This is a genomic window from Halanaeroarchaeum sp. HSR-CO (assembly GCF_024972755.1).
Lineage (GTDB): Archaea > Halobacteriota > Halobacteria > Halobacteriales > Halobacteriaceae > Halanaeroarchaeum.
The window spans coordinates 2,294,152-2,312,295 of record NZ_CP087724.1; the positions used below are offsets into that span (position 1 = coordinate 2,294,152).

The following is an 18,144-nucleotide window of genomic DNA, read 5'->3' on the forward strand; positions in this document are numbered from 1 at the left end:
TGTGTCCCTGTTGCTGTTTGTGGGCGGGCTCTCGCAGTCAGGCCGCGAGTTCGTTGGTGACGCCGATGTCGTCGGCCACATCGGGGAGGTCGAGTTCCTCCAGCGTCTCGTCGAGGGGCGTTCCGGAGATCGTCCAGCCACGGGCCGTGTAGTATCGGTCCAGTTCGCGTTCGTACTCCCCCTCGTCGATGGCCTCGCCCTCGTTCGGGCCATCCGCTGCGGGTTCGGTGAGTCGCGGGATGAGCCGGTCGTCCTCGCGGCCGAACCCTTCGCGGATGTTGAAGGCCTTCGAGAGGTTGTAGGTTCGCTCGCCGGTGGTCAGCAGTTCGGAGGTAGAGAGATCGAACCCGGTCATGGCGTTCACCAGTTCCCGGACGCCCTCGGCGAGGGTGATGCCGCGAGTGAACTTGCACACGCCGGTGATGTCGTAGATGGTCATCAGGTCTTCGAGCGCCTTGAGCGCGAGCGCCTTGCCGTCCATGCGCTTGCGGTCGTAGTTCTCGAACTCCCAGAAGTCGCCGCCCATCTCCAGGGCGTACAGACAGGAGGTGAGGTGGTCGGCACCGCGGGGGGAGACGCCGAACGCCAGCGCCATCCCCTTGATGCCCCGGGCCTCGAAGCCGGCAGGGGCCTGGTTTTTCACGTGGATCGCGAACTCCTCGCCAGCCCCGAGTTCCTGCGCCGCGTGGGCGTGGCCGTTCATGAGAAGCTGGGCCAGTTCACCCTCCGCGTGGGCCATCTTCTCCAGCAGTTCGAGGACCGCGTCGGCGTTCCCGAACTCGAGGTCCGCCTCGATAGAGTCGAGATGTTCGTCGTCGAGGAGACCGCGGTCGGCCGCCTCCATCGCCCAGGAGATGGCGTTCCCGGCGTCGATGGTGTCGAGGCCCTCGTGGTCGCAGATCTCGTTCGCCTTCGCGACGGCCTCGATGTCGTCGAGTTCGACGTTGCCACCGAGTGCGTACTGGGTCTCGTACTCGGGACCGTCGACCGCGATGTCGCCGTACTTCGTGTCCTCCGCCTCGAAGTACTGGCTGCACGGTTTCGTGCAGTACGGACACGGTCGCTTGGTCTGGACGTACTCCTCGGTCCAGTACCGGGGATCGACCGAGACGCGGTCGTTGTCCGGGTCCTCGAGTCGGTCGTAGGCCTTCTTGAAGTATCCCGACTGCCAGTTACGCGTCGGATAGATGCCCAGTTCGGTGTTCTTCGCGTCGAAGGCCTCGCCCGTGCCGTACTGGACGTCGACGTTGGGGTTGCCCGTACCCTCGATGGCGGTATCGCCGCGGCCGGTGGTCTCCAGGCGCCACTTCTTGTTCAGCTCCTCGAGTTCGTCCTCCCGGGCGACGGGGACCCCCTTCGTCCCCTTGACCGCGATCGCCTTGAGGTTCTTCGAGCCCATGACCGCGCCCGGGCCACCGCGGCCGGCCTGACGGTCCTCGCACTCGATCATCGAGATCTTCGAGCGGTTCTCGCCCGCCGGACCGATGACGGCCGTGCGGAACTGCCCGCCGTAGGTCTCCTTGAGCGCGTCGTCGACTTCCCAGGTGTCCATTCCCCAGAGGTCGTCGGCGCTCTCCAGACGGACGTCGTCGTCCTCGATGACGAGTGTGGTGTGTTCGTCGGCGGCACCTCTGATGACCAGCGCGTCGTACCCGGCCCGTTTGAGCTGATCGCCCATCTTCGCGCCGACGAGCGACTTGCCGTAGCCACCGGTCAGCGGCGATTTGAACCCGAAGGTCGTCTTCGATCCCGTCGGAACGGAGGGCCCGACCAGGAGTCCCGGCGCGATCGCCAGGACGTTCTCGGGATCGAGGGGGTCGACGTCCGGCCCGACCTCGTCGTAGAGGAGCTTCGTGGTGAACCCGGTGCCGCCGAGATACTTGCGGAGGAACTCCTCGGGGAGTTCCCGGGTCTCGACGTCCCCCGTCGTCAGGTCGACCGCTAGCAGTTGCTTCCAGTAGCCCATAATGTCTCTTTGTTCGTTTGTGTAAATGGGTGTTACCCAATCGGTTCAGGCGTGCTAACGGCCCACGTAGGCCGCCACGCCGTTCAATCCTCGAGGGCGCGTTCGGTCCCGTCGACGCTGTCGACGATGACGTCGCGATCCTCGCGTTCGACGAGCCAGAACAGTTTGTAGACGTCGATGGGGTCCTCGACCTCGATGTCTGGGGTCGATCCCACCGCGAACTTCCGCAACGTCCACTTGAAGACGGCGTCCTCGGCCAGCTCGTCGCACTGCGCTGGCGAGACCTCCGCGGGGAGGACGAGGACGTCGTCGACCGTTCTGGTCACCGGTTCGGGGAAGGTATCGGCGCGAAGCGTCAGCCGTCGGGATCGGTCCACGGTCACCACGTATTCCTCGACGCGGTCGTCGAGGAGCGGCGGGGAGATCGTCGCGCGCCCACGATAGGCGCGGTAGGGATAGGCGACGGCACCGACTCTGCCGTCGGCGTCGACCGCGTCCCGTGGGACGCCGGGCTCGATGACCGAGAGCGTCGCTGCCCCCCGGACCGGGTCCTCACGACCCTGCCCATCGACGGCCGGGCGCTTCGCGTTCGTCGTCATTCTTCGTTCCAGTAGTCGCTGGCGGCGACGTGACCGCGGACGTTGTCCATCTCGGTCACGGCCTTCGGTTCGGGCATACCGCCGTCAGTGATGAAGTCGGGGGTGCCGGCCTTGCCCCTGCCCTCCTCGTCGATGACCGCGGAGAGCGGCTTGTGCATGACGTCGAAGTGCTCTTCGACGTCGCCCTGGTCCGGCGGCGTCGTCAGCAGCGAGACCACGATCAACGCGACGGCGGAGATGACGAACGCCGGTGCGAGGCCGTAGACGGTGAACAGACCGTTCATGAACGGCCCCATCGCGTCGATAGTGCCCTGGCCGATGATCGCCGGCCACTGTGGCCAGACGATCATCGTAATGCCACCGGAGAGCATGCTCGCGACGGCGCCCCACTTGGTCAGACCCTTCCACCAGAGCGTGGCGATCAGTAGCGGACCGAGCGAGGCCCCGAGACCGCCCCACGCGTAGTCGAGGACGAGTGTGTAGATAGGGGTGTCCTTGGCCAGCATGGCGAAGGCGATGGACGCCCCACCGATGATCAGAGTCACGATACGGGAGTAGAGGACGAGTTTCTCCTGACTCGCGTCCGGGTTGACGTACCCGTGGTAGACGTCCTCCACGACCGCGCTGGTCGCGACGAGGAGCTGTGAGTCTCCGCTGGACATCATGGCCGCGAGCGCGGCCGCGAGGACCACGCCGGCCACGACGCCCGGCAGCAGTTCGAGTGTCAGCAGGGGCATCGCGTTGTCCGGGTTCTCGAGGCCCGCACCGAGCTGGATCAGCGCGTAGATACCGACCAGGGCCGCGCCGATGTAGGCGACGAACATGAACAACTGCGCGACGAGCGCCGCCTTCCGGACGTTCTTCACGCGGTCGATCCCCATAAAGCGCACCATGATGTGCGGATTCCCGGGGACGCCGAGACCGATCGCGGCGTAGGAGATGATACCGAAGAGTGCCGCCCAGCCGCTCATCCCACCGGTGATGCTCGTCAGCGAGGCGCCGCCCTCCATCTGCGCGAGCATCTCGAACGGGGAGCCGTAGGTCGTGAACGCGATGATCGGGAGGATGATGAAGGCGATGAGAATGATGGCACCCTGGAAGTAGTCGGACCAGGCGACGGCGAAGTAGCCGCCGAGGAACGTGTACCCGACGACGATGACGCCGCCGATGACCACGCCCAGCCACATCTCCATCCCGGTCAGGACGCGCAGGAGCGTCCCGGCGGCGACGATCTGGGCACCGACGTACCCGCCCTCGAAGACGATGAGGACGGCCGCCGAGACACCTTTTACCAGGCCGGTGTCGTCCTGGAGACGGGTCTCGAAGAACGTCGGGAGCGTGACCGCCTTGACGATCTCGGAGTACTTGCGGAGCCGTTTGGCGATGGCGGACCAGGCGAACAGGTCGGCTGGGATCATCCCCAGCCCGTTCAAGAACGCCATGATACCGCCGCCGTAGGCGTCGGCCGGCACCCCGAGGGTGAGCCAGCCACTCATCTCGGAGGCCCGCTCGGAGAACCCGGTCACGACCGGGCCGACGCGGCGGCCACCGATGACGTAGTCGCCCACGGTGTCCATAAACCGCGAGGACCAGACGCCAATGCCGATGAGGACGAGGAGGTAGATGGCGAACGTGCCAAGCACCCAGTTGCTTGCGCCGCCGGCGATGGCTTCAGACGCCATCGCTCATCTCCTCCTCGTACTGTTTACGAAGTTTCTTTTCGCGTTTGCCTTCCCAGAAATACCACACCCACAGCAGGATGAAGTACACGACAAACGGAACTACCAGTCCAATCCAGTCGGCTGTTCCCAATCCACCCGGCATGCAACTGGCGGTAAGATACATCTACTATTAAGAATGCGGGATTGCATGCCGACAACAACAGTTATACATGTGGTATTCAATACTGACGCCTCAGGCCGCATATCCCCAATGTACAGGGTCTGACCCTACGGCCCGGGACACCTGTCAGATTGTTACTACCTAAAAGTTTATAATGTATTATTGGGATGGACCCTCGGCAGCGTCTCGACCGGAGTGGACCCGCGCTGTACGGGGTTTTCCTATCCCGCTGGAAGGAGTCACCGCTAACCAACTGTTAAGTACGTCACAGCGAAACGGTACGGTGAATGGCTGGCCAACCAGGGGACGAACCCGTGGAACCCGACGCCGGTGGTGACGCTGTCGAGAACCAGGAGGGCGCCGAGAGCACCGACGGCCTTACCATGACCGGCAATTCGGCCGCGTGGATTCGGGAGCGAGCGGCGACCATCGGTCTGGAGCCGGAGACGTATCTCGAGCGCGTGGTCGTCTCGCTGCGGGCCGTCGAAGCTGGTGACCCCCGGGACGATCTGGCCACCGCCGAGGAGTACGCCGCCCTCGAGGAGCGAGTCGACTCACTGGACGACGCTCTGCAGACGAAGATCCAGGACGTTCGAGAGCGTGTCGTCCAGGTCAAACGCGAGACGGACGGCAAGGCGCCGGTCGACCACGGTCACCCGGAGCTACGTGAGGACGTCGCGACCGGACTGGACCGGGCTCGACAGGCGAAAGAGCGGACAGCGTCCCTCGAGGAGACCGTCGACACCATCGAGTCACGGCTCGAGCGGGGCTTCGAGAACTACGAGGAGATCCTCGAGTATCTCGTCGATCGCACGGACGATCTGTCCGAGGACCTGCTGTCGCTCCAAAGCGCGACCGACGCGCTCGTTCGGCATCTCCAGGTGCTCCGCAGCCGGGGACAACGCCGCCAGCGGACCGACGAACTGAAGGAAGCCGCCAACCGGAAGGGCGTCACCGAAGCCCGCTGTGACTCCTGTGGCAGCGACGTGACCGTCGCCCTGTTGACCGAACCGGCGTGTCCGGTCTGTAACGCCGACGTCGCGGGAGTGACCCCGAAACAGGGGTTCTTCGGATCGGCCACGCTCGATACGGGCGTCCCACCGGCACTCGAGAAACCCGACGAATCGCCGGCCGACGAACTGGCCAACCTGACAGAAGAACCGACCGGACGCGCCGCCGAGACGGACCGGGACGGGGGAACCGATCCGACGGCGATCCTGGACGAGGACGGCTCCCTCGTCGACGCGGAGCCAGTCGACAGCGAATCGACCGTCGAGCGACAGGAGAGTCGGAATGAGTGACGACGATGCCGAAGACCCCCTCGAGGACCTCGTCCGGGAAGTCGAATCTCGGACCGGGGACGGCGATAGCGATCGGTCGAACGGGGAGACAGCGGATGACGAGCCCCGTGTGAACGCGGGCGAGCGACCGTCCGCCCCGGACGAGCGACCGCCTGATGCAGGAGACCGGCCGAGCGACCCGGATACCGGTCGAACGGATGCGGACGACGGCCCACTCGGCGACCTTCGTCGAGAGGTTGCATCTCGCTCCGAGACGGAAGGAGTGACCGGGCAGGACGAAACCGACCGGGAGTCGGCGGAAACGGGGGGCGGCGACGACGGCCATTTCGCCGAGATGGACGTCGACGACGTCGACGCGGACGAGGTCTGGGCCGACCTGCTCTTCGACGACGGCGGCCCGACAGAGGGTGCATTCCCCGCGACGGAACACGACGAGGGAGACGAGGGGCCCGGGCAAGTCGTCACCAAGCGACTCTGTCACCGGTGTGAGTACTTCGGCGATCCGCCGACGCTGCACTGCACTCACGAGGGGACCAGCATCGAGGAACTCGTCGGCATGGACCACTATCGGGTGACGGACTGTCCGATGGTGGCCGACGATTACGACGAACGAGACGACGACTCCTGATCGGCGCGACGGGGAGTCCCGGAGCTTATTGGTGGCGCGCGTCTACCGCAATACATGCAATTCTGCGATGAATGTGGCTCCATGCTACGAGCCGAGGGGGACGTGATGCGGTGTGCGTCCTGCGGATACGAGGAGCCCAAAGACGAGGCGCTCGCCGAGTCCTACGTCTCGACCGAGTCGCAGGACGAGAGCGACGTCATCGAGACCGAGGAGGGCGCGGACTTCGAGGGGAAGCCGACCGCGAACGAGGCCTGTCCCGAGTGCGACAACGACGAAGCCTGGTACACCATCAAACAGACCGGATCGGCCGACGAACCGCCGACGCGATTTTTCAAGTGCACCGAGTGTGGCGCTCGCTGGCGCGGGTACAACTGACACCCGAGGTGGCTACCAGCCGTCAGACCGCCACCCAGCCGAGGAAGACGACGAAGCCGCCGAGAAAGGTCGACGCGACTGCGTGCAAGCGCAGCCTGTCGAGGAGTTCGTGGGACTCACCGGACATCGCGACGGCCTCCGTGTGGACCTCGCCGCCGGTCTCACAGCTCGGGAGGAAGTCCATCGCCACGTGGAGGAACGTCCCGGCCGCGAAGCCGAAGACGATACCCCGGAGGGGCGCCGACGCCGGCGGTTCGAACAGACTCACGGTGAGCGCGGCGATGCCGACGCCGGTCGCCGGCAACAGGATAGTGGTGAGAGGGCGGTCGGCACGGGTGAACCGGCGGGCGGCCGCGTAGCCGGCGGGCCCCTTGTGCGAGACGATGGAGAGACCGAGTAACGCGCCGAGCGACGGCATGGAGGTGTAGACGAGTCCGATGATGGCACCGGCGGACAGCGAGTGCGCGGAGAGTTGGGCCGCCGTCCGGTCGAGGGGCAGGTTCCGATGGGAGATCCGATGGCCGACCGCGTGGGCACCGAATCCCGTGAGGACGCCGGCTGCGATGCCGAAGCCGCCCCACGAGGGATCGTGGCCGATGGCCGACGGGACCAGAAAGACCGCCGAGGAGGTGACCATCGCGCCGCTGGCGAGACCGTACGTCCAGACGACGCCAAGTGGATGGCGGTTCCTGGTCCTGGCACCGAGGACGGCACCGGCCGACATCGTGACGAAGGCGACCCAGGCGATGAACAGCAGTTTCGGCGCGGGGACGAGCAGGAGTGAGACGGCCGAGAGCACGAGGAACGCGAGAAAGCTCACGAATCCGAGGACGATGGTCCGCCGCCTGATTGTCGAATCGGCGGACCGGTCGGCGTGGCCGTGCATGTCAATAACACCAGCTGGTGTCTCGGTAATAGCGTTCCGATTGCGACGGCGCCGGCGACGCCTCACTCGCGATCCGATCCGTCGAGGACGGCGCCATCGAGAGGGAGATCGGGCGTCGTGCCGACCCAGACGATCCGGTCGGCGGCCTCGTCGAGTTCCGCCGCCGAGGCCGTCTCAGGGACCGTGTCCACGGCTACGGCGCCGACCGCCTGATCAAGGTCGGCCGCAAATCCAGCCATCACGGCGATGCGGGCGGCCTGCGCGACGCCTAGCGGCCCGGCACCGGCTCGCTCGTCCAGCCGGACGACGGGCACCACGACCCGGCCATCCGGGCGAAGATGCGGGACCGCTTCGCGGATGGTCGCGAACGCGCCACGGGCGATAGTCCTGAGCGTGTCGTCGAACGCGCTGAAGGAGGTGGACTGGAGGGGTTCCGAGCCGGTGTCGCCGTGGGAGACACTCGCCGCCGGGACGACGACGTCGATGCCATCGCCGAACCTTGCGGCGGTCTCCGCGAGCCGTTCCAGATCGAACTCGTCTCGGGCGTCGGTCCGGAGTCCGGTGGCCCACCCGCCGTCCCCTTCGATAGCTTCCGCGAGGTCGAGGACGGCCGCCTCGTCTCGACCACCGAGGACGACCCTCGCCCCCCGTTCGGCGAATCCCCTCGCGACCCGATCGGCGAGGGGCGTTCCGGCACCGGTGAGGAGCACTGTGCCTTCCATGGGCGGCTCCTGTCGGCCCAGTAACGTAAACGTACGCTTCGAGGAAGACCGTGTCTGCCGCGACGTCGTCTCGGTCGTCGTCCCCTGGCACGGCGCGATATCCCTAACTATCTCCAGCCCGGACTACCGACCGAATGCGATACGACGCGGTCCTGTTCGACAACGACGGCGTGCTGGTTCACCTCACGGAACTGCCCGTGCTCAGGCGCGCGGTCGAGCGCGCCTTCGCGGAGATGGGCATCGAGGACCCCGACGAGGGGGACGTCGAGGCGCTCACCATCGGCGTGACGCCGGAGACCCTCGAGGCCGTAAGCGACGAGTACGACCTGGATCCCGAGGCGTTCTGGGCGCGCCGCGACCAGCACGCCACGAACGCCCAACAGCGGGCGGTCGAGACGGGGGAGAAGGCGCTGTACGAGGACTTCGAGTCGGTACTCGACATCCCCCTCCCTCGGGGAATCGTCTCCTCGAATCAACACCCCACAGTCGAGCACGTCCTCGAGTTCAACGGGGTCGACGACCACTTCGAGACGTACTATGGCCGGGAGATGTCGGTCGACGGACTCCGTCGAAAGAAGCCGGCCACGTACTACCTGGACCGCGCCATCGCGGACATCGGCGCCGAAAACCCGGTCTACGTCGGGGATTCGGAGTCCGACGTCGTCGCTGCCCAGAACGCCGGGATGGACTCCGTCTTCGTCCGCCGGGACCATCGGGCGGACCTGGACCTGTCGGTCGAGCCAACCGCGGAGATCACGTCGTTGACGGCGTTGCCGACCGTGTTGAACGGTGACCGATCGGCCGACGCTCACTGATAGCTCTGATAGAGCAAGACGACGACCGCGACGCTCGCGAAGAGGTCCGGCAGGAACGTGAACGGCCCCAGCCCGGTCCCGCCCCGGAACCCGAAGAGTAGCTGGATCGCCGGACTCGCCGAGAGAGCGTAGAGCAACAGGGCCACGGAGAACAACAGGAGACTCCCGGTGAACCGGGTCGGCAGGTCGCGGTAGAGGCCAAGATAGCTCGCAGTCAACGCCAGGAGGACGAGCACGTTGAACGTCGAGATGAACAGCCGAATCTGGACGAACAGCGCCATCTCCGGACCGATCATACCCGGCCCCATACCTGGACCTCGAACGTTGGGGGCGGCAACAGTCGTGATGACGGCACTTGCGAGGATCGCCCCCAGGACGACGAGGGCCACTCGTCGCCGGACCGTCTCGGGAGAATGTTCACCCATCGACGTCACCCAGTCCGGCCGCCTCCGCGACCTCGTCCAGGACGTCCAGGTGCTGTTCCATCCGGTCTGAGAGGAAGTACATGGTACCGTATCCGTCACCCATCGTCGTCACGACGTCGTGCTCGCCCAGCAGCTCGAGGTGGTGTCTAATCGTCTTGTAATCCAGATCGAGCGTCTCGGCGAGTTGATTGGCGTTCATTGGTTCGCGGTCGAGTGCTCTGATAATGCGGAGGCGGTTCCGACCGCCTCGCGAACCGCCGAGCAACCACCAGAGCACCTTGCGCATCGACTAGGTCCTGGTTCGTGGGTCGGTCCTAAATAGCTGTACGATCAGGCCAGACAGGATCCATCCGCGGGTCCGTGCGGACCGGAACCGCCAGCGCTGCCGTGCCCGGCACCGCTACCGGGCCCGTGACCGGTCTGCCCAGTTGCCTGTCCACTATCGGCGATCGGTCCAAGGGTGGGATTTTCGACCCCGAAGTCCTCGAGCATAGCGCTGACCGTGCGCCGGATGTCGTCCTGGCTCGCGCCATCGGCCATCATGGACCGGACCTCGTCCCGTATCTCGTCTACCTGTTCATCGGTCAATTCGAAGCGTTCCTGGAACCGGTCCAGGCGCTCGTCACCGGTGACCCAGGGACTGTTCGAACCATCGAGTGGCCGGTCACCGTCGGCACCGAGTGGTCCCGAACCGTCGCCGGGACCGAATCCGGCGTCATTCGTCTGTGCGGTCGCAACTGGAGTCGTCGGTCCGGCACCGCCGGTGGCCGCCGCGAAGCCCGTGAAGGCGAGTAGCGCCACCATCGCGACACCGAATGCCGTGTAGATCCTTTTCATCGTGGTCTCACCACGACTGGACGGAGGATCGGCTCATAAGTATAGATTTTCCGAAATGTCCCCAGAATTCGACCGGACAGTGACCCAAATTCGGCCCGACTCAGAAGAATACCTGGACGCGATAGCCCTCCCAGAGGTCGGACTTCTCCGAGCCCAGGACCACCGTCTCGCCGTTCCTGATCGGGGCCGCGTCCTCGACCGGACTCGATTGGACGTATATCGTCGACGTCGGCCGGTTGGAGACGATACGGGCGCCCTCGGCACCGATCTCGACGGTCGCGTGCCGGGCATCGACGCCCTCCAGCAATCGCGTGATGTTGTCGATACCACCCCGATTCCCCCACGGTTCGGCGATGGGTGCGGTCACGTCCGCGGCAGTCCCCAGCGAGAACGTCGAGGACTCCGGGAACGCGAGTTTCTCGGTCTGCAGGTCGTAGACCGCAGGTGTTCGCATGCGAACCAGCATATGTGGCCATCTCACATAGGGATGACGGCCACGACAGCGAGCGAGTGGTGTGTCGACTCCCCCTCTCGTGGCCGTGGATTTATCTGGGCTTCCGTCGTACGCTCGACCGAATGAAACGCGAGCCAGTCGAGTCGAGCATCATCGAGAGCGTCGGGTACGACGCCGACGAGCAGATCCTCGAGATCGAGTTCAAGGAGGGCGGGCTCTACCGGTACCTCGACGTCCCGGAATCGGTGTATGCCGGACTCATGGCCGTCGACTCACACGGCTCGTACCACGCCGAACACATCAAACACAGCTATCCCTTCGAGCGGGTGAAGTGAGCAGACCAGTCGGCCTCGGGGTTGTTTTCAGCCAGGCGGGGCGAGACGGCCTGATCAGACGAGACGGGCGAACGCCAGGTTGCCGCTGACGTTCTCGATGTAGATGCGTACCTGTTGTCCTTCGCGCGCGCCCGGCACGAAGATGGTGTACGAGCCCTTCTCCGCGACGCCGTCGCCTTTGCGACCGGTACCAGTGATCTCGACCTCGTAGGTCTGTCCCTCTTCGACGGTGTCCCGCGTCTGCGACGACCGGTTGCCCGATTTCGTCGAGACCGGACGGAAGGCCCCACAGGCCTGACAGCGCAGCATGTCGATGCCGTTCTCCTTGACGAGGACGGTGTCCGGGAGGCCACACTCCGAACAGGTGACGAACTCGGCGACGTACTCGTCGATGGCGTCCGAGAAGTCCTGGACGGTAAAGGAGCCGTTGTACCGGGACCGCTGCCCGTCGAACTGGCCGTTCGTCCCGAGTTCGCGCTGGATGTTCCGGTGGAGGTGTTCGGCGTCCCGGGACAGGGCGTCGGCGATGTCCGTAATGTTCGTCAAGCGGGTGAATGCGCCGTCCGTCTCCCCCTCCGGGTCGGGGACGGAGAGTCGGTCGCCTTCCGTCGACGGTCTGTCGGGCATGGAATCGAAAGCCCGGTCGAGAGCGTTGGAGTAGTCCATACCCTACTGAGCGGGTCGACCGGGATATGGGCTCCGGGTCGTGACGGGCCCGGCAAACACTCGGTTTTGCGACAGCCGATCACTCGGTTTTGCGACGGCAAAAATGTTGTTTCCGCACGCGCCGATCAGTTCGTCGCGACCTGTTGGGCCCAGGCGTCGCGCCACTCGGTCATGTGCGCCGCGAGGTCGTCGTAGGACAGCTGCACCGGTTCGTCGGGAACGTGGGCGTACTGTCGGATGTCCTCGGGCAGGGTCGCGTTCGAGACGGTCGGGATACCGACGTTGTCGACCGCCGTCTTCCGCTGGACGTCGGGTTCGAGCATGAAGTCGGCGAAGGTCTGGACGAGTTCGTGTCGCTCGGTGGTGGCGAACTTGCCGAGGCCGTCGACGTAGGCGTACCCCTGATCGTTCGGGAAGGCGATCTGGTGGCGCGCCATGTCCTGGCCCTCGCTCGCGGCATACACCTGGTCCGTCGAGTACGAGACCACCATCGCCGCCTCCTCCTGAAGGTAAGCGTTGTACGCACTCGACCACGAACCGAGGACGGTGACCCCGTTGTCCATCAGGTCCTGCCAGTACTCCAGGTACGAATCGGCGCCGACGGTGTTGACAGTCCAGAGCAAGAAGAGAAGACCCGTCGCCGTGCTCTGTGGGTTCGCGAGCAGTAGCTGCTCCTCGTACTCCGGGTCTTTCAGTGCCTCGAACGTGGGTGGGGCGTCGACGACGGTCTCGTCGTAGACGAGGGCCACGTACGACGCGCCGGTCGGTAGAACGCGGCGGTCGGGGTCGAAATGATAGTGCTCTTCGATGTTGGCGGCGTTAGCGATCTCGTCCGTCTCGAAGCCGGTGAACAGCGGGTCGTCGAGGTTCGCGTCGGCCTTGACGAGGTCCTGTGCCGTCACGCCGAGGTACGCGTCGGCCTCGAGTGGGGCGCCCTCCTGACGTCGCTGGATGAAGTCGGTGAGTTCGTTCTCCCGGACCACCCACTCGAGGGTGTAGTCGTAGCGGTCCTCGAACTCCGTTTTCACCCACTCGCCGGCGCTCGTGCTGGGGGCGTCGACGTACGCCTGGTAGGTCCCCACCCGGAGTGTGTCCGGCTCGTCCCCGACGGGGTTACCGACACACCCGGCCAGACTACCCACCGCGACGGCGGACCCGAGACCGGCGAGCACCGATCGACGCGAAACGTGTCGCTGGTGGCTCATCGGCCACCCCGTGCGTCCCGACCGAGGTGTGTCTCGACCATGTCGACTTTCTCCTCGACGGCGAGTGTCTGCTCCCGGAAGTGATCGATCTTCAGCGAAGTCAGCGTTCGTGACGCCTCAAGGGCCTCGGTTGCTGCCTGGGCGGCCGCGAACACCTCGCCCAGGCTCTCGGCCTCGATCGTCGTCTCCATCGGGTGGGTCTCGTAACGGACGTCGAAGTCCTCCAGTGCGTCGATGGCCCGCGCTATCTCTGCCTCGAAGTCGACCGACGGGTCGTCGACCGGCGAGACGCTCAACATGGCGGTGACTGTCATGTCCTATTGTCGGTATTCGTCAGTAATAACACTTGGTATTACGGCGGGCCTCCCGGTGTGGGGACGGCAGGCCTCCCGCCGGGTCACTGGATTCCGCCGGCTCCCCCGCGACTGCGCTGTAGCTACCGGACGACCGATATGCCAAGCGATTTACCGACAGACGTGAAACCGCTCGACAGATGAACGACGACGAGCAGACAGATGCGGAGGATTCGGTCCGCGAAGCCGTCGACCGGTCCCGTTCGGGGGCGCCCGCCGCAGGGCGAGTGTTGCGGGACCGCTTTTCCAGCGACGAGGTCTTCCAGCGCATCGTCGCGGCGGCCGACGAGGAGATCACGTCCGGCAGCCGGGAGCTGTTCTTCAGCGGTCTCGCTGCGGGCTTCGCCATCACCATCACCTTCCTCCTCTACGTCTCGCTCACGGCCAAGACCCACGGGGATCCGATCCTCAGCGCCATGCTGTACCCGCTCGGCTTCATCTACATCATCATCGGCGGGTATCAGCTATTCACCGAGAACACGCTGCCACCGGTCGCGTTGACCCTCGAGCGACTCGCCAGCATCCCCGCGCTCCTGCGGAACTGGATCGTGGTGCTCTCCGGGAACTTCGCCGGCGGGCTGGCCGGTGCGGCCACCCTCGCCTGGGGCGGTGTCCTCTCGCCGGAAGCCGCCACGGCCGCGGCATCCATCGCCGAGAAGGGAATCCAGACGGGGTGGGGACCCCTGTTCGTCAAGGCGGCGTTCGCCGGCCTCATCGTCGCCGGTGTCGTCTGGGTGGAGTACTCCGCGAGGGATACCATCTCCCGGCTGGTCGTCGTCTACCTCGCCTTCCTCGCCATCCCGATCGGGGGACTGTTCCACGTCGTGGTCTCGTTCACGGAGATGATGTACCTCTCGTTCACCGGCGACGTTGACGTTCTGGTAGGCCTCACCCAGTTCGTCCTCCCGGTCCTCGCCGGTAACACGGCGGGCGGGGTCGTCCTCGTCACCGTGGTCAACTACTTCCAGACGAGCGAGAAGCGACTCCAGACCGCCCGATTCGAGGGAGCAAAACGGCAGTTGTCCTCACGAGAGTGGCTCTTCGGTAGCCTCGCCGGGCGTTCGTACGTCCCACTCATCGACACCACCATCCCCGAGGAGGAGACCGAAGGCCCGTATCAGATACTGGTGCCGGTCGCGGATCCGGACCCGGACGCCGGCGTGGTCACGCTCGCTGGCGCCATCGCCGCCCATCGCGAAAATGCGGTCGTGACACTCGTCCACGTGGTCCCGACCTACGACCGTCACTCGGGGTATCGGGGCGAGAACGGGGGCCAGTTAGTCGCGGAATCGACGGCCGAACTCGCCGACATGCGCCAGGCCGTCGAGAGCTACGGCATCACCTGCAACACCTCGACCGTCGTCACCCACCGCACCTACGAGGAGATATTCGACATCGCCCAGCGACGCAACTCCGACCTGGTCGTCATGGAGCAGGCGGACAATCGCCTGTGGGCGTCGGGTCGTGCCGAACGCCACGTGAGCGAACTCACCAGTTCGCTGCCCTGTGATTTCCTCATCCTCGACGAGGAGAACTTCGCGGCAGAACGGGTGTTGTTGCCGGTCGTCGACAACCAGCACGCCGAACTCAACGCCTCGGTCGCCAGGGCGCTCCGCGACGAACTCCAGTCGGAGGTAACGCTCCTCCACGTGGTAGACAATCCCGAACGACGGGAGCGCGGTGAACAGTTCCTCGGCAACTGGTCCGTCGACAACGAACTCGAGGAGGCGACGCGTATCGTCGACGACACGGGCGACGTGGAGACGGCGATAGAACGCGAGGCCGCCGACCACTCGCTGGTCCTCATCGGGGCGACCGAGCGGGGACTGCTCTCTCGACTCGTGAGCGACTCGCTTCACTACGACGTCATCACGGAGGTCGACCGACCGGTGGTCCTGGCCGAACGTCCCACGAAACGGAGTCTCCGAAAACGACTCTTCGGTCGCCAGTAGATCGTCCGTCGTCGGCTCCCTGCAAGTCGGTACCAGGGGCGGGGACGTGGAGATTGTCAAACGTTAGCATGCGTCGCCGATGATTTATCCGTGCCTGCCGCATAGTACGGGTGTGACTGAAGAAACCGGGCGGAAGAACCTTCGAATGCCCAATAGTGACGAACTGTTCGCCGTCGTAACCCAACACAATGGGGGTAACCACGTTCGCGTCCGCTGTGAGGACGGCAAGAACCGGATGGGACGTATCCCTGGCCGGATGAAATACCGCACCTGGATCAACGAGGGCGACGTCGTCCTCGTCGAGCCCTGGGACTGGCAAGACGAGAAGGCCAACATCGAGTGGCGCTACTCGGGCCAGGACGCCGAACAGCTCCGCGCCGAAGGGCACATCGACTGAACTCCGACACATTCTGCGCTCACCGCTGGTGAGCCGGCGGCTCGCCGAAACGCCACCTTCCGACGCCGGGTCGCTGGTCAGTCGGTCGACGTGACCGGCTCCGGTCGGTAGCCGCGACTAATCTTCTTCCACTTGCCCGTCGCGAACCGGTAGTAGTTGATGACCGCCGGCACCAGCGTCTCGCCGAAGAAGGAGAGGTAGATCCCCCAGACGCCGAGGGCCGTGGTCGCGCCGAGGTAGATGAGGGGGATGGAGACGCCGAACATCCCGACGACGCGACTGTAGAACGGCCAGCGGGTGTCCCCGGTCGCGTCGAGGGCGCCGGCGATGGCACTGCTCACCCCCTGGGGAATGATGGCGAACGCCGAGGCGTACACCATGGCGACCGCGATCGGGATCGAGACGTCGGTCGAACTGCCGACGAACAGGCGGACGATCTGTGGGGCGAACGCGAGGACGATCACCGCCGCGACGCCGTAGGTCGCCACCGAGAAGATGGTGATCTCCCGCCCGAACGCCTCCGCGGTCTCTTCGTCGTCGCGACCGAGCTCCTGGCCGACCAGACTGCTGGCCGCGAGGCCGAAGCCCCAGCCGGGGGTATTCATCAGGCCCCAGATGCGGCGGGTAATGATGTACGCGGCGACGGTCGTCTGCCCGAACAGGCCCACGAACGCGAGTGCGGGGAATCTGGCCACGGTCCAGACCGAATTCCGGCCGATGACCGGCGTGCCGATGGTGATCAGGTCCTTGAACGTGGCGAGGTCGAGGTACCGACCGGTCGCGGCGACGGTGATGGGGAACTCGCCGACGCCCGGGAGTCGACCGTTGGCGAGGCCAACGGCGATGCCAACCGTCACGAAGACGTTCGAGAGGACGGTCCCCACCGCCGCCCCGACGACGCCGAGTCCGAGGCCGAAGATGAACACGGCGTTGAGGGCGATGTTCGCGACCGCACCGGTCCCTCTGAGCACCATCGGCGTCCAGGCGTCGTCTGCACCGATGAGTGCCCGACTGCCGATGAGGTTCAGGGCCGCGAAGGGGACACCGAGGGCGACCAGCTGGAGGTAGTCGGCGCCGTATTCGAGCGGAGCAGGGTCGTTCGTCAGCACCGAAATCAGCGCGGTCGGATAGGTCCAGAAGGCCACCGAGACGGGGATTGTCACGACGATCACCAGGACGGCGCTCGACCGGATGGCCTGGCCCGCCTGATCGAACCGTCTCGCGCCGTACCGCTGGGAGACGAGCGCGATGGTGCCGGCCGCCAGCCCACCCCCGATGGAGAAGGCGATTCCCCAGTACGGTCCCGCGAACCCGACGCCGGCGATGGCTGCCGGACCGAGAGCTACCCCCACCATCGCGACGTCCGCAGCGCTCTTGGACATCCGGGCGATACCGGTCACGATGCGCGGCCACGCGAGCTCGACGGTCTCGTTCGCTCGTGGCCCGGAGATGAGACCGAGACGGGCGAGCAGTCGGCCGATTACCGTGAGCAATGCCTGGAGGGGATTCGGGACGCGGACCACTAGCTGGTCGTTCGCCCAGCGGAAGTAAAGGAATTCTGTATTCGGAGAGACGGTGCCACCGATCGAGTCGTCACCGACGCCGAGATGGGGTCACTCCCTGCTTCCCGACCCGCTGGCAGCGGTCTCGTTCGACTCGCTCTCCGCGTCCGGTCGTGCCCGCTGGATGACGAGCACGGGCCCGAGGAACTGGTCGGCGACCTGTTCGGACCGCATGCCGAAGACGAAGGTGACCACGGACGGGTCAGATTCGCCCATCACCACGGCGTCGAACTCGTTCGCAACGTCGACGATAGCGTTCATCGGGCCGGCGGAGTCCGCGACGCGGACGTCGAGACGGTCGGCGTCGAAGCCGTTCGCGTCGAGTCGGTCCGCGATTCCGTCGAGTAGCGTCCGGGCATCCGCTTCGCTCTCGCTTTCGTCCAGCACGTGGAACAGCGTAAGCGATGTGTCCGTGTCGGCGAACAGCCCGGAGACGAGGCGGACCAGGCGGTCGACGCCGACCGTTCCGCGAACCGCGACGAGAACGTCGTCCGGTGGACCCGTCGCCTGCGGTACCAGCACGGCAAGACAATCGTGTTCGTAGATGGTCCGATCGATAGTCGCCTGGGCCTCGTGTGTGAAGACGAGTCGTCGTTCGACGGTCGCTCCGGCATCCGTGAGCATCTCCTCGAACTGGTCCATCCGGTTCGTGGCGCGCTCCTCGAACTGCAGGCGAGCCTGATCGGTGGCCGTCTGTTCGGGCACGACGTGGTAGCCGAGCAAGACGACGTGGGCGGTCGCGAGCAGTTCAGGCACGCCCTCGGGGATGGATTCGCCTTCGAGGACGCGGATCGGGAGCAGGATTGTGGGTCTGTCGGTCATAG

General features: G+C 65.5%; 21 protein-coding genes. 7 read left to right on the top strand and 14 right to left on the bottom strand.

The window, feature by feature from the left end; all coding sequences use genetic code 11:
* Positions 1-37: 37 nt before the first annotated feature.
* The 3 genes from HSRCO_RS12025 to HSRCO_RS12035 form a co-directional block, all read right to left on the bottom strand.
* On the bottom strand, positions 38-1,966 hold the full coding sequence (locus tag HSRCO_RS12025) for an aldehyde ferredoxin oxidoreductase family protein (RefSeq protein ID WP_259517883.1): 1,929 nt from the start codon (positions 1,964-1,966) through the stop codon (positions 38-40).
* Positions 1,967-2,049: 83 nt separating this feature from the next.
* Positions 2,050-2,565, bottom strand: coding sequence for a hypothetical protein (locus HSRCO_RS12030; protein ID WP_259517884.1), 516 nt, complete (start codon positions 2,563-2,565; stop codon positions 2,050-2,052).
* The gene (locus HSRCO_RS12035) at positions 2,562-4,247 is read right to left on the bottom strand and encodes a sodium/proline symporter (protein WP_259517885.1); all 1,686 of its coding nucleotides are present in this window, start codon (positions 4,245-4,247) and stop codon (positions 2,562-2,564) included. Before HSRCO_RS12035 ends, HSRCO_RS12030 begins: the two co-directional genes overlap by 4 nt.
* 447 nt (positions 4,248-4,694) lie before the next feature.
* Here HSRCO_RS12035 and HSRCO_RS12040 point away from each other — a divergent pair, with 447 nt between their 5' ends.
* The 3 genes from HSRCO_RS12040 to HSRCO_RS12050 are packed head-to-tail and all read left to right on the top strand — an operon-like array spanning position 4,695 to position 6,711.
* Positions 4,695-5,708 (top strand): hypothetical protein, encoded by a 1,014-nt coding sequence (locus HSRCO_RS12040; RefSeq protein WP_259517886.1) that lies wholly within the window; start codon positions 4,695-4,697, stop codon positions 5,706-5,708.
* Positions 5,701-6,336, top strand: coding sequence for a hypothetical protein (locus tag HSRCO_RS12045; RefSeq protein WP_259517887.1), 636 nt, complete (start codon positions 5,701-5,703; stop codon positions 6,334-6,336). The genes HSRCO_RS12040 and HSRCO_RS12045 overlap by 8 nt, the downstream gene beginning before the upstream one ends.
* A gap of 54 nt (positions 6,337-6,390) precedes the next feature.
* The gene (locus HSRCO_RS12050; RefSeq protein WP_259517888.1) at positions 6,391-6,711 is read left to right on the top strand and encodes a transcription factor S; all 321 of its coding nucleotides are present in this window, start codon (positions 6,391-6,393) and stop codon (positions 6,709-6,711) included.
* Positions 6,712-6,733: 22 nt separating this feature from the next.
* Here the strand turns inward: HSRCO_RS12050 and HSRCO_RS12055 are convergent, their stop codons facing one another.
* Together HSRCO_RS12055 and HSRCO_RS12060 are read right to left on the bottom strand one after the other, a co-directional pair.
* Positions 6,734-7,597 (bottom strand): ZIP family metal transporter, encoded by an 864-nt coding sequence (locus HSRCO_RS12055; RefSeq protein WP_259517889.1) that lies wholly within the window; start codon positions 7,595-7,597, stop codon positions 6,734-6,736.
* Between the two features lie 62 nt (positions 7,598-7,659).
* Positions 7,660-8,319 carry an SDR family oxidoreductase gene (locus HSRCO_RS12060; RefSeq protein WP_259517890.1) on the bottom strand — a complete coding sequence of 220 codons (660 nt, stop codon included), beginning with the start codon at positions 8,317-8,319 and terminating at the stop codon, positions 7,660-7,662.
* A 134-nt stretch (positions 8,320-8,453) separates the two neighbouring features.
* Between HSRCO_RS12060 and HSRCO_RS12065 the strand changes: the two genes are divergently transcribed.
* Positions 8,454-9,134: an HAD family hydrolase gene (locus tag HSRCO_RS12065; RefSeq protein WP_259517891.1), complete on the top strand. Its 681-nt coding sequence runs from the start codon at positions 8,454-8,456 to the stop codon at positions 9,132-9,134.
* Here HSRCO_RS12065 and HSRCO_RS12070 read toward each other — a convergent pair.
* The 4 genes from HSRCO_RS12070 to HSRCO_RS12085 all read right to left on the bottom strand — a co-directional run bounded on the left by HSRCO_RS12070 (position 9,128) and on the right by HSRCO_RS12085 (position 10,850).
* Positions 9,128-9,559 carry a hypothetical protein gene (locus tag HSRCO_RS12070; protein WP_259517892.1) on the bottom strand — a complete coding sequence of 144 codons (432 nt, stop codon included), beginning with the start codon at positions 9,557-9,559 and terminating at the stop codon, positions 9,128-9,130. The genes HSRCO_RS12065 and HSRCO_RS12070 overlap by 7 nt on opposite strands.
* On the bottom strand, positions 9,552-9,845 hold the full coding sequence (locus HSRCO_RS12075) for a winged helix-turn-helix domain-containing protein (RefSeq protein WP_259517893.1): 294 nt from the start codon (positions 9,843-9,845) through the stop codon (positions 9,552-9,554). The genes HSRCO_RS12070 and HSRCO_RS12075 overlap by 8 nt, the downstream gene beginning before the upstream one ends.
* 44 nt (positions 9,846-9,889) lie before the next feature.
* Positions 9,890-10,396, bottom strand: coding sequence for a hypothetical protein (locus HSRCO_RS12080; protein ID WP_259517894.1), 507 nt, complete (start codon positions 10,394-10,396; stop codon positions 9,890-9,892).
* A gap of 100 nt (positions 10,397-10,496) precedes the next feature.
* On the bottom strand, positions 10,497-10,850 hold the full coding sequence (locus HSRCO_RS12085; protein ID WP_259517895.1) for a hypothetical protein: 354 nt from the start codon (positions 10,848-10,850) through the stop codon (positions 10,497-10,499).
* A 122-nt stretch (positions 10,851-10,972) separates the two neighbouring features.
* On the opposite strand from HSRCO_RS12085, the gene HSRCO_RS12090 reads away from it, so the two are divergent.
* Entirely contained in the window at positions 10,973-11,185 is a 213-nt protein-coding gene (locus HSRCO_RS12090) for a KTSC domain-containing protein (RefSeq protein WP_259517896.1), read from the top strand.
* 54 nt (positions 11,186-11,239) lie between these two features.
* Here HSRCO_RS12090 and HSRCO_RS12095 read toward each other — a convergent pair whose 3' ends face one another.
* The 3 genes from HSRCO_RS12095 to HSRCO_RS12105 all read right to left on the bottom strand — a co-directional run bounded on the left by HSRCO_RS12095 (position 11,240) and on the right by HSRCO_RS12105 (position 13,370).
* Positions 11,240-11,851: a translation initiation factor IF-2 subunit beta gene (locus tag HSRCO_RS12095; protein ID WP_259517897.1), complete on the bottom strand. Its 612-nt coding sequence runs from the start codon at positions 11,849-11,851 to the stop codon at positions 11,240-11,242.
* 125 nt (positions 11,852-11,976) lie between these two features.
* Positions 11,977-13,056 (bottom strand): thiamine ABC transporter substrate binding subunit, encoded by a 1,080-nt coding sequence (locus HSRCO_RS12100; RefSeq protein ID WP_259517898.1) that lies wholly within the window; start codon positions 13,054-13,056, stop codon positions 11,977-11,979.
* Positions 13,053-13,370 carry a thiamine-binding protein gene (locus HSRCO_RS12105; protein ID WP_259517899.1) on the bottom strand — a complete coding sequence of 106 codons (318 nt, stop codon included), beginning with the start codon at positions 13,368-13,370 and terminating at the stop codon, positions 13,053-13,055. The genes HSRCO_RS12100 and HSRCO_RS12105 overlap by 4 nt, the downstream gene beginning before the upstream one ends.
* A gap of 179 nt (positions 13,371-13,549) precedes the next feature.
* Here HSRCO_RS12105 and HSRCO_RS12110 point away from each other — a divergent pair, with 179 nt between their 5' ends.
* Both HSRCO_RS12110 and eif1A read left to right on the top strand, forming a co-directional pair.
* Complete coding sequence (locus HSRCO_RS12110) at positions 13,550-15,361, top strand: formate/nitrite transporter family protein (RefSeq protein WP_259517900.1); 1,812 nt, start codon at positions 13,550-13,552, stop codon at positions 15,359-15,361.
* A 112-nt stretch (positions 15,362-15,473) separates the two neighbouring features.
* Entirely contained in the window at positions 15,474-15,758 is a 285-nt protein-coding gene (gene eif1A / locus HSRCO_RS12115; RefSeq protein ID WP_259517901.1) for a translation initiation factor eIF-1A, read from the top strand.
* Between the two features lie 77 nt (positions 15,759-15,835).
* Here eif1A and HSRCO_RS12120 read toward each other — a convergent pair whose 3' ends face one another.
* Positions 15,836-17,281: an MATE family efflux transporter gene (locus tag HSRCO_RS12120; protein WP_259517902.1), complete on the bottom strand. Its 1,446-nt coding sequence runs from the start codon at positions 17,279-17,281 to the stop codon at positions 15,836-15,838.
* A 90-nt stretch (positions 17,282-17,371) separates the two neighbouring features.
* Positions 17,372-18,142 (bottom strand): universal stress protein, encoded by a 771-nt coding sequence (locus tag HSRCO_RS12125; protein ID WP_259517903.1) that lies wholly within the window; start codon positions 18,140-18,142, stop codon positions 17,372-17,374.
* Positions 18,143-18,144: the final 2 nt, after the last annotated feature.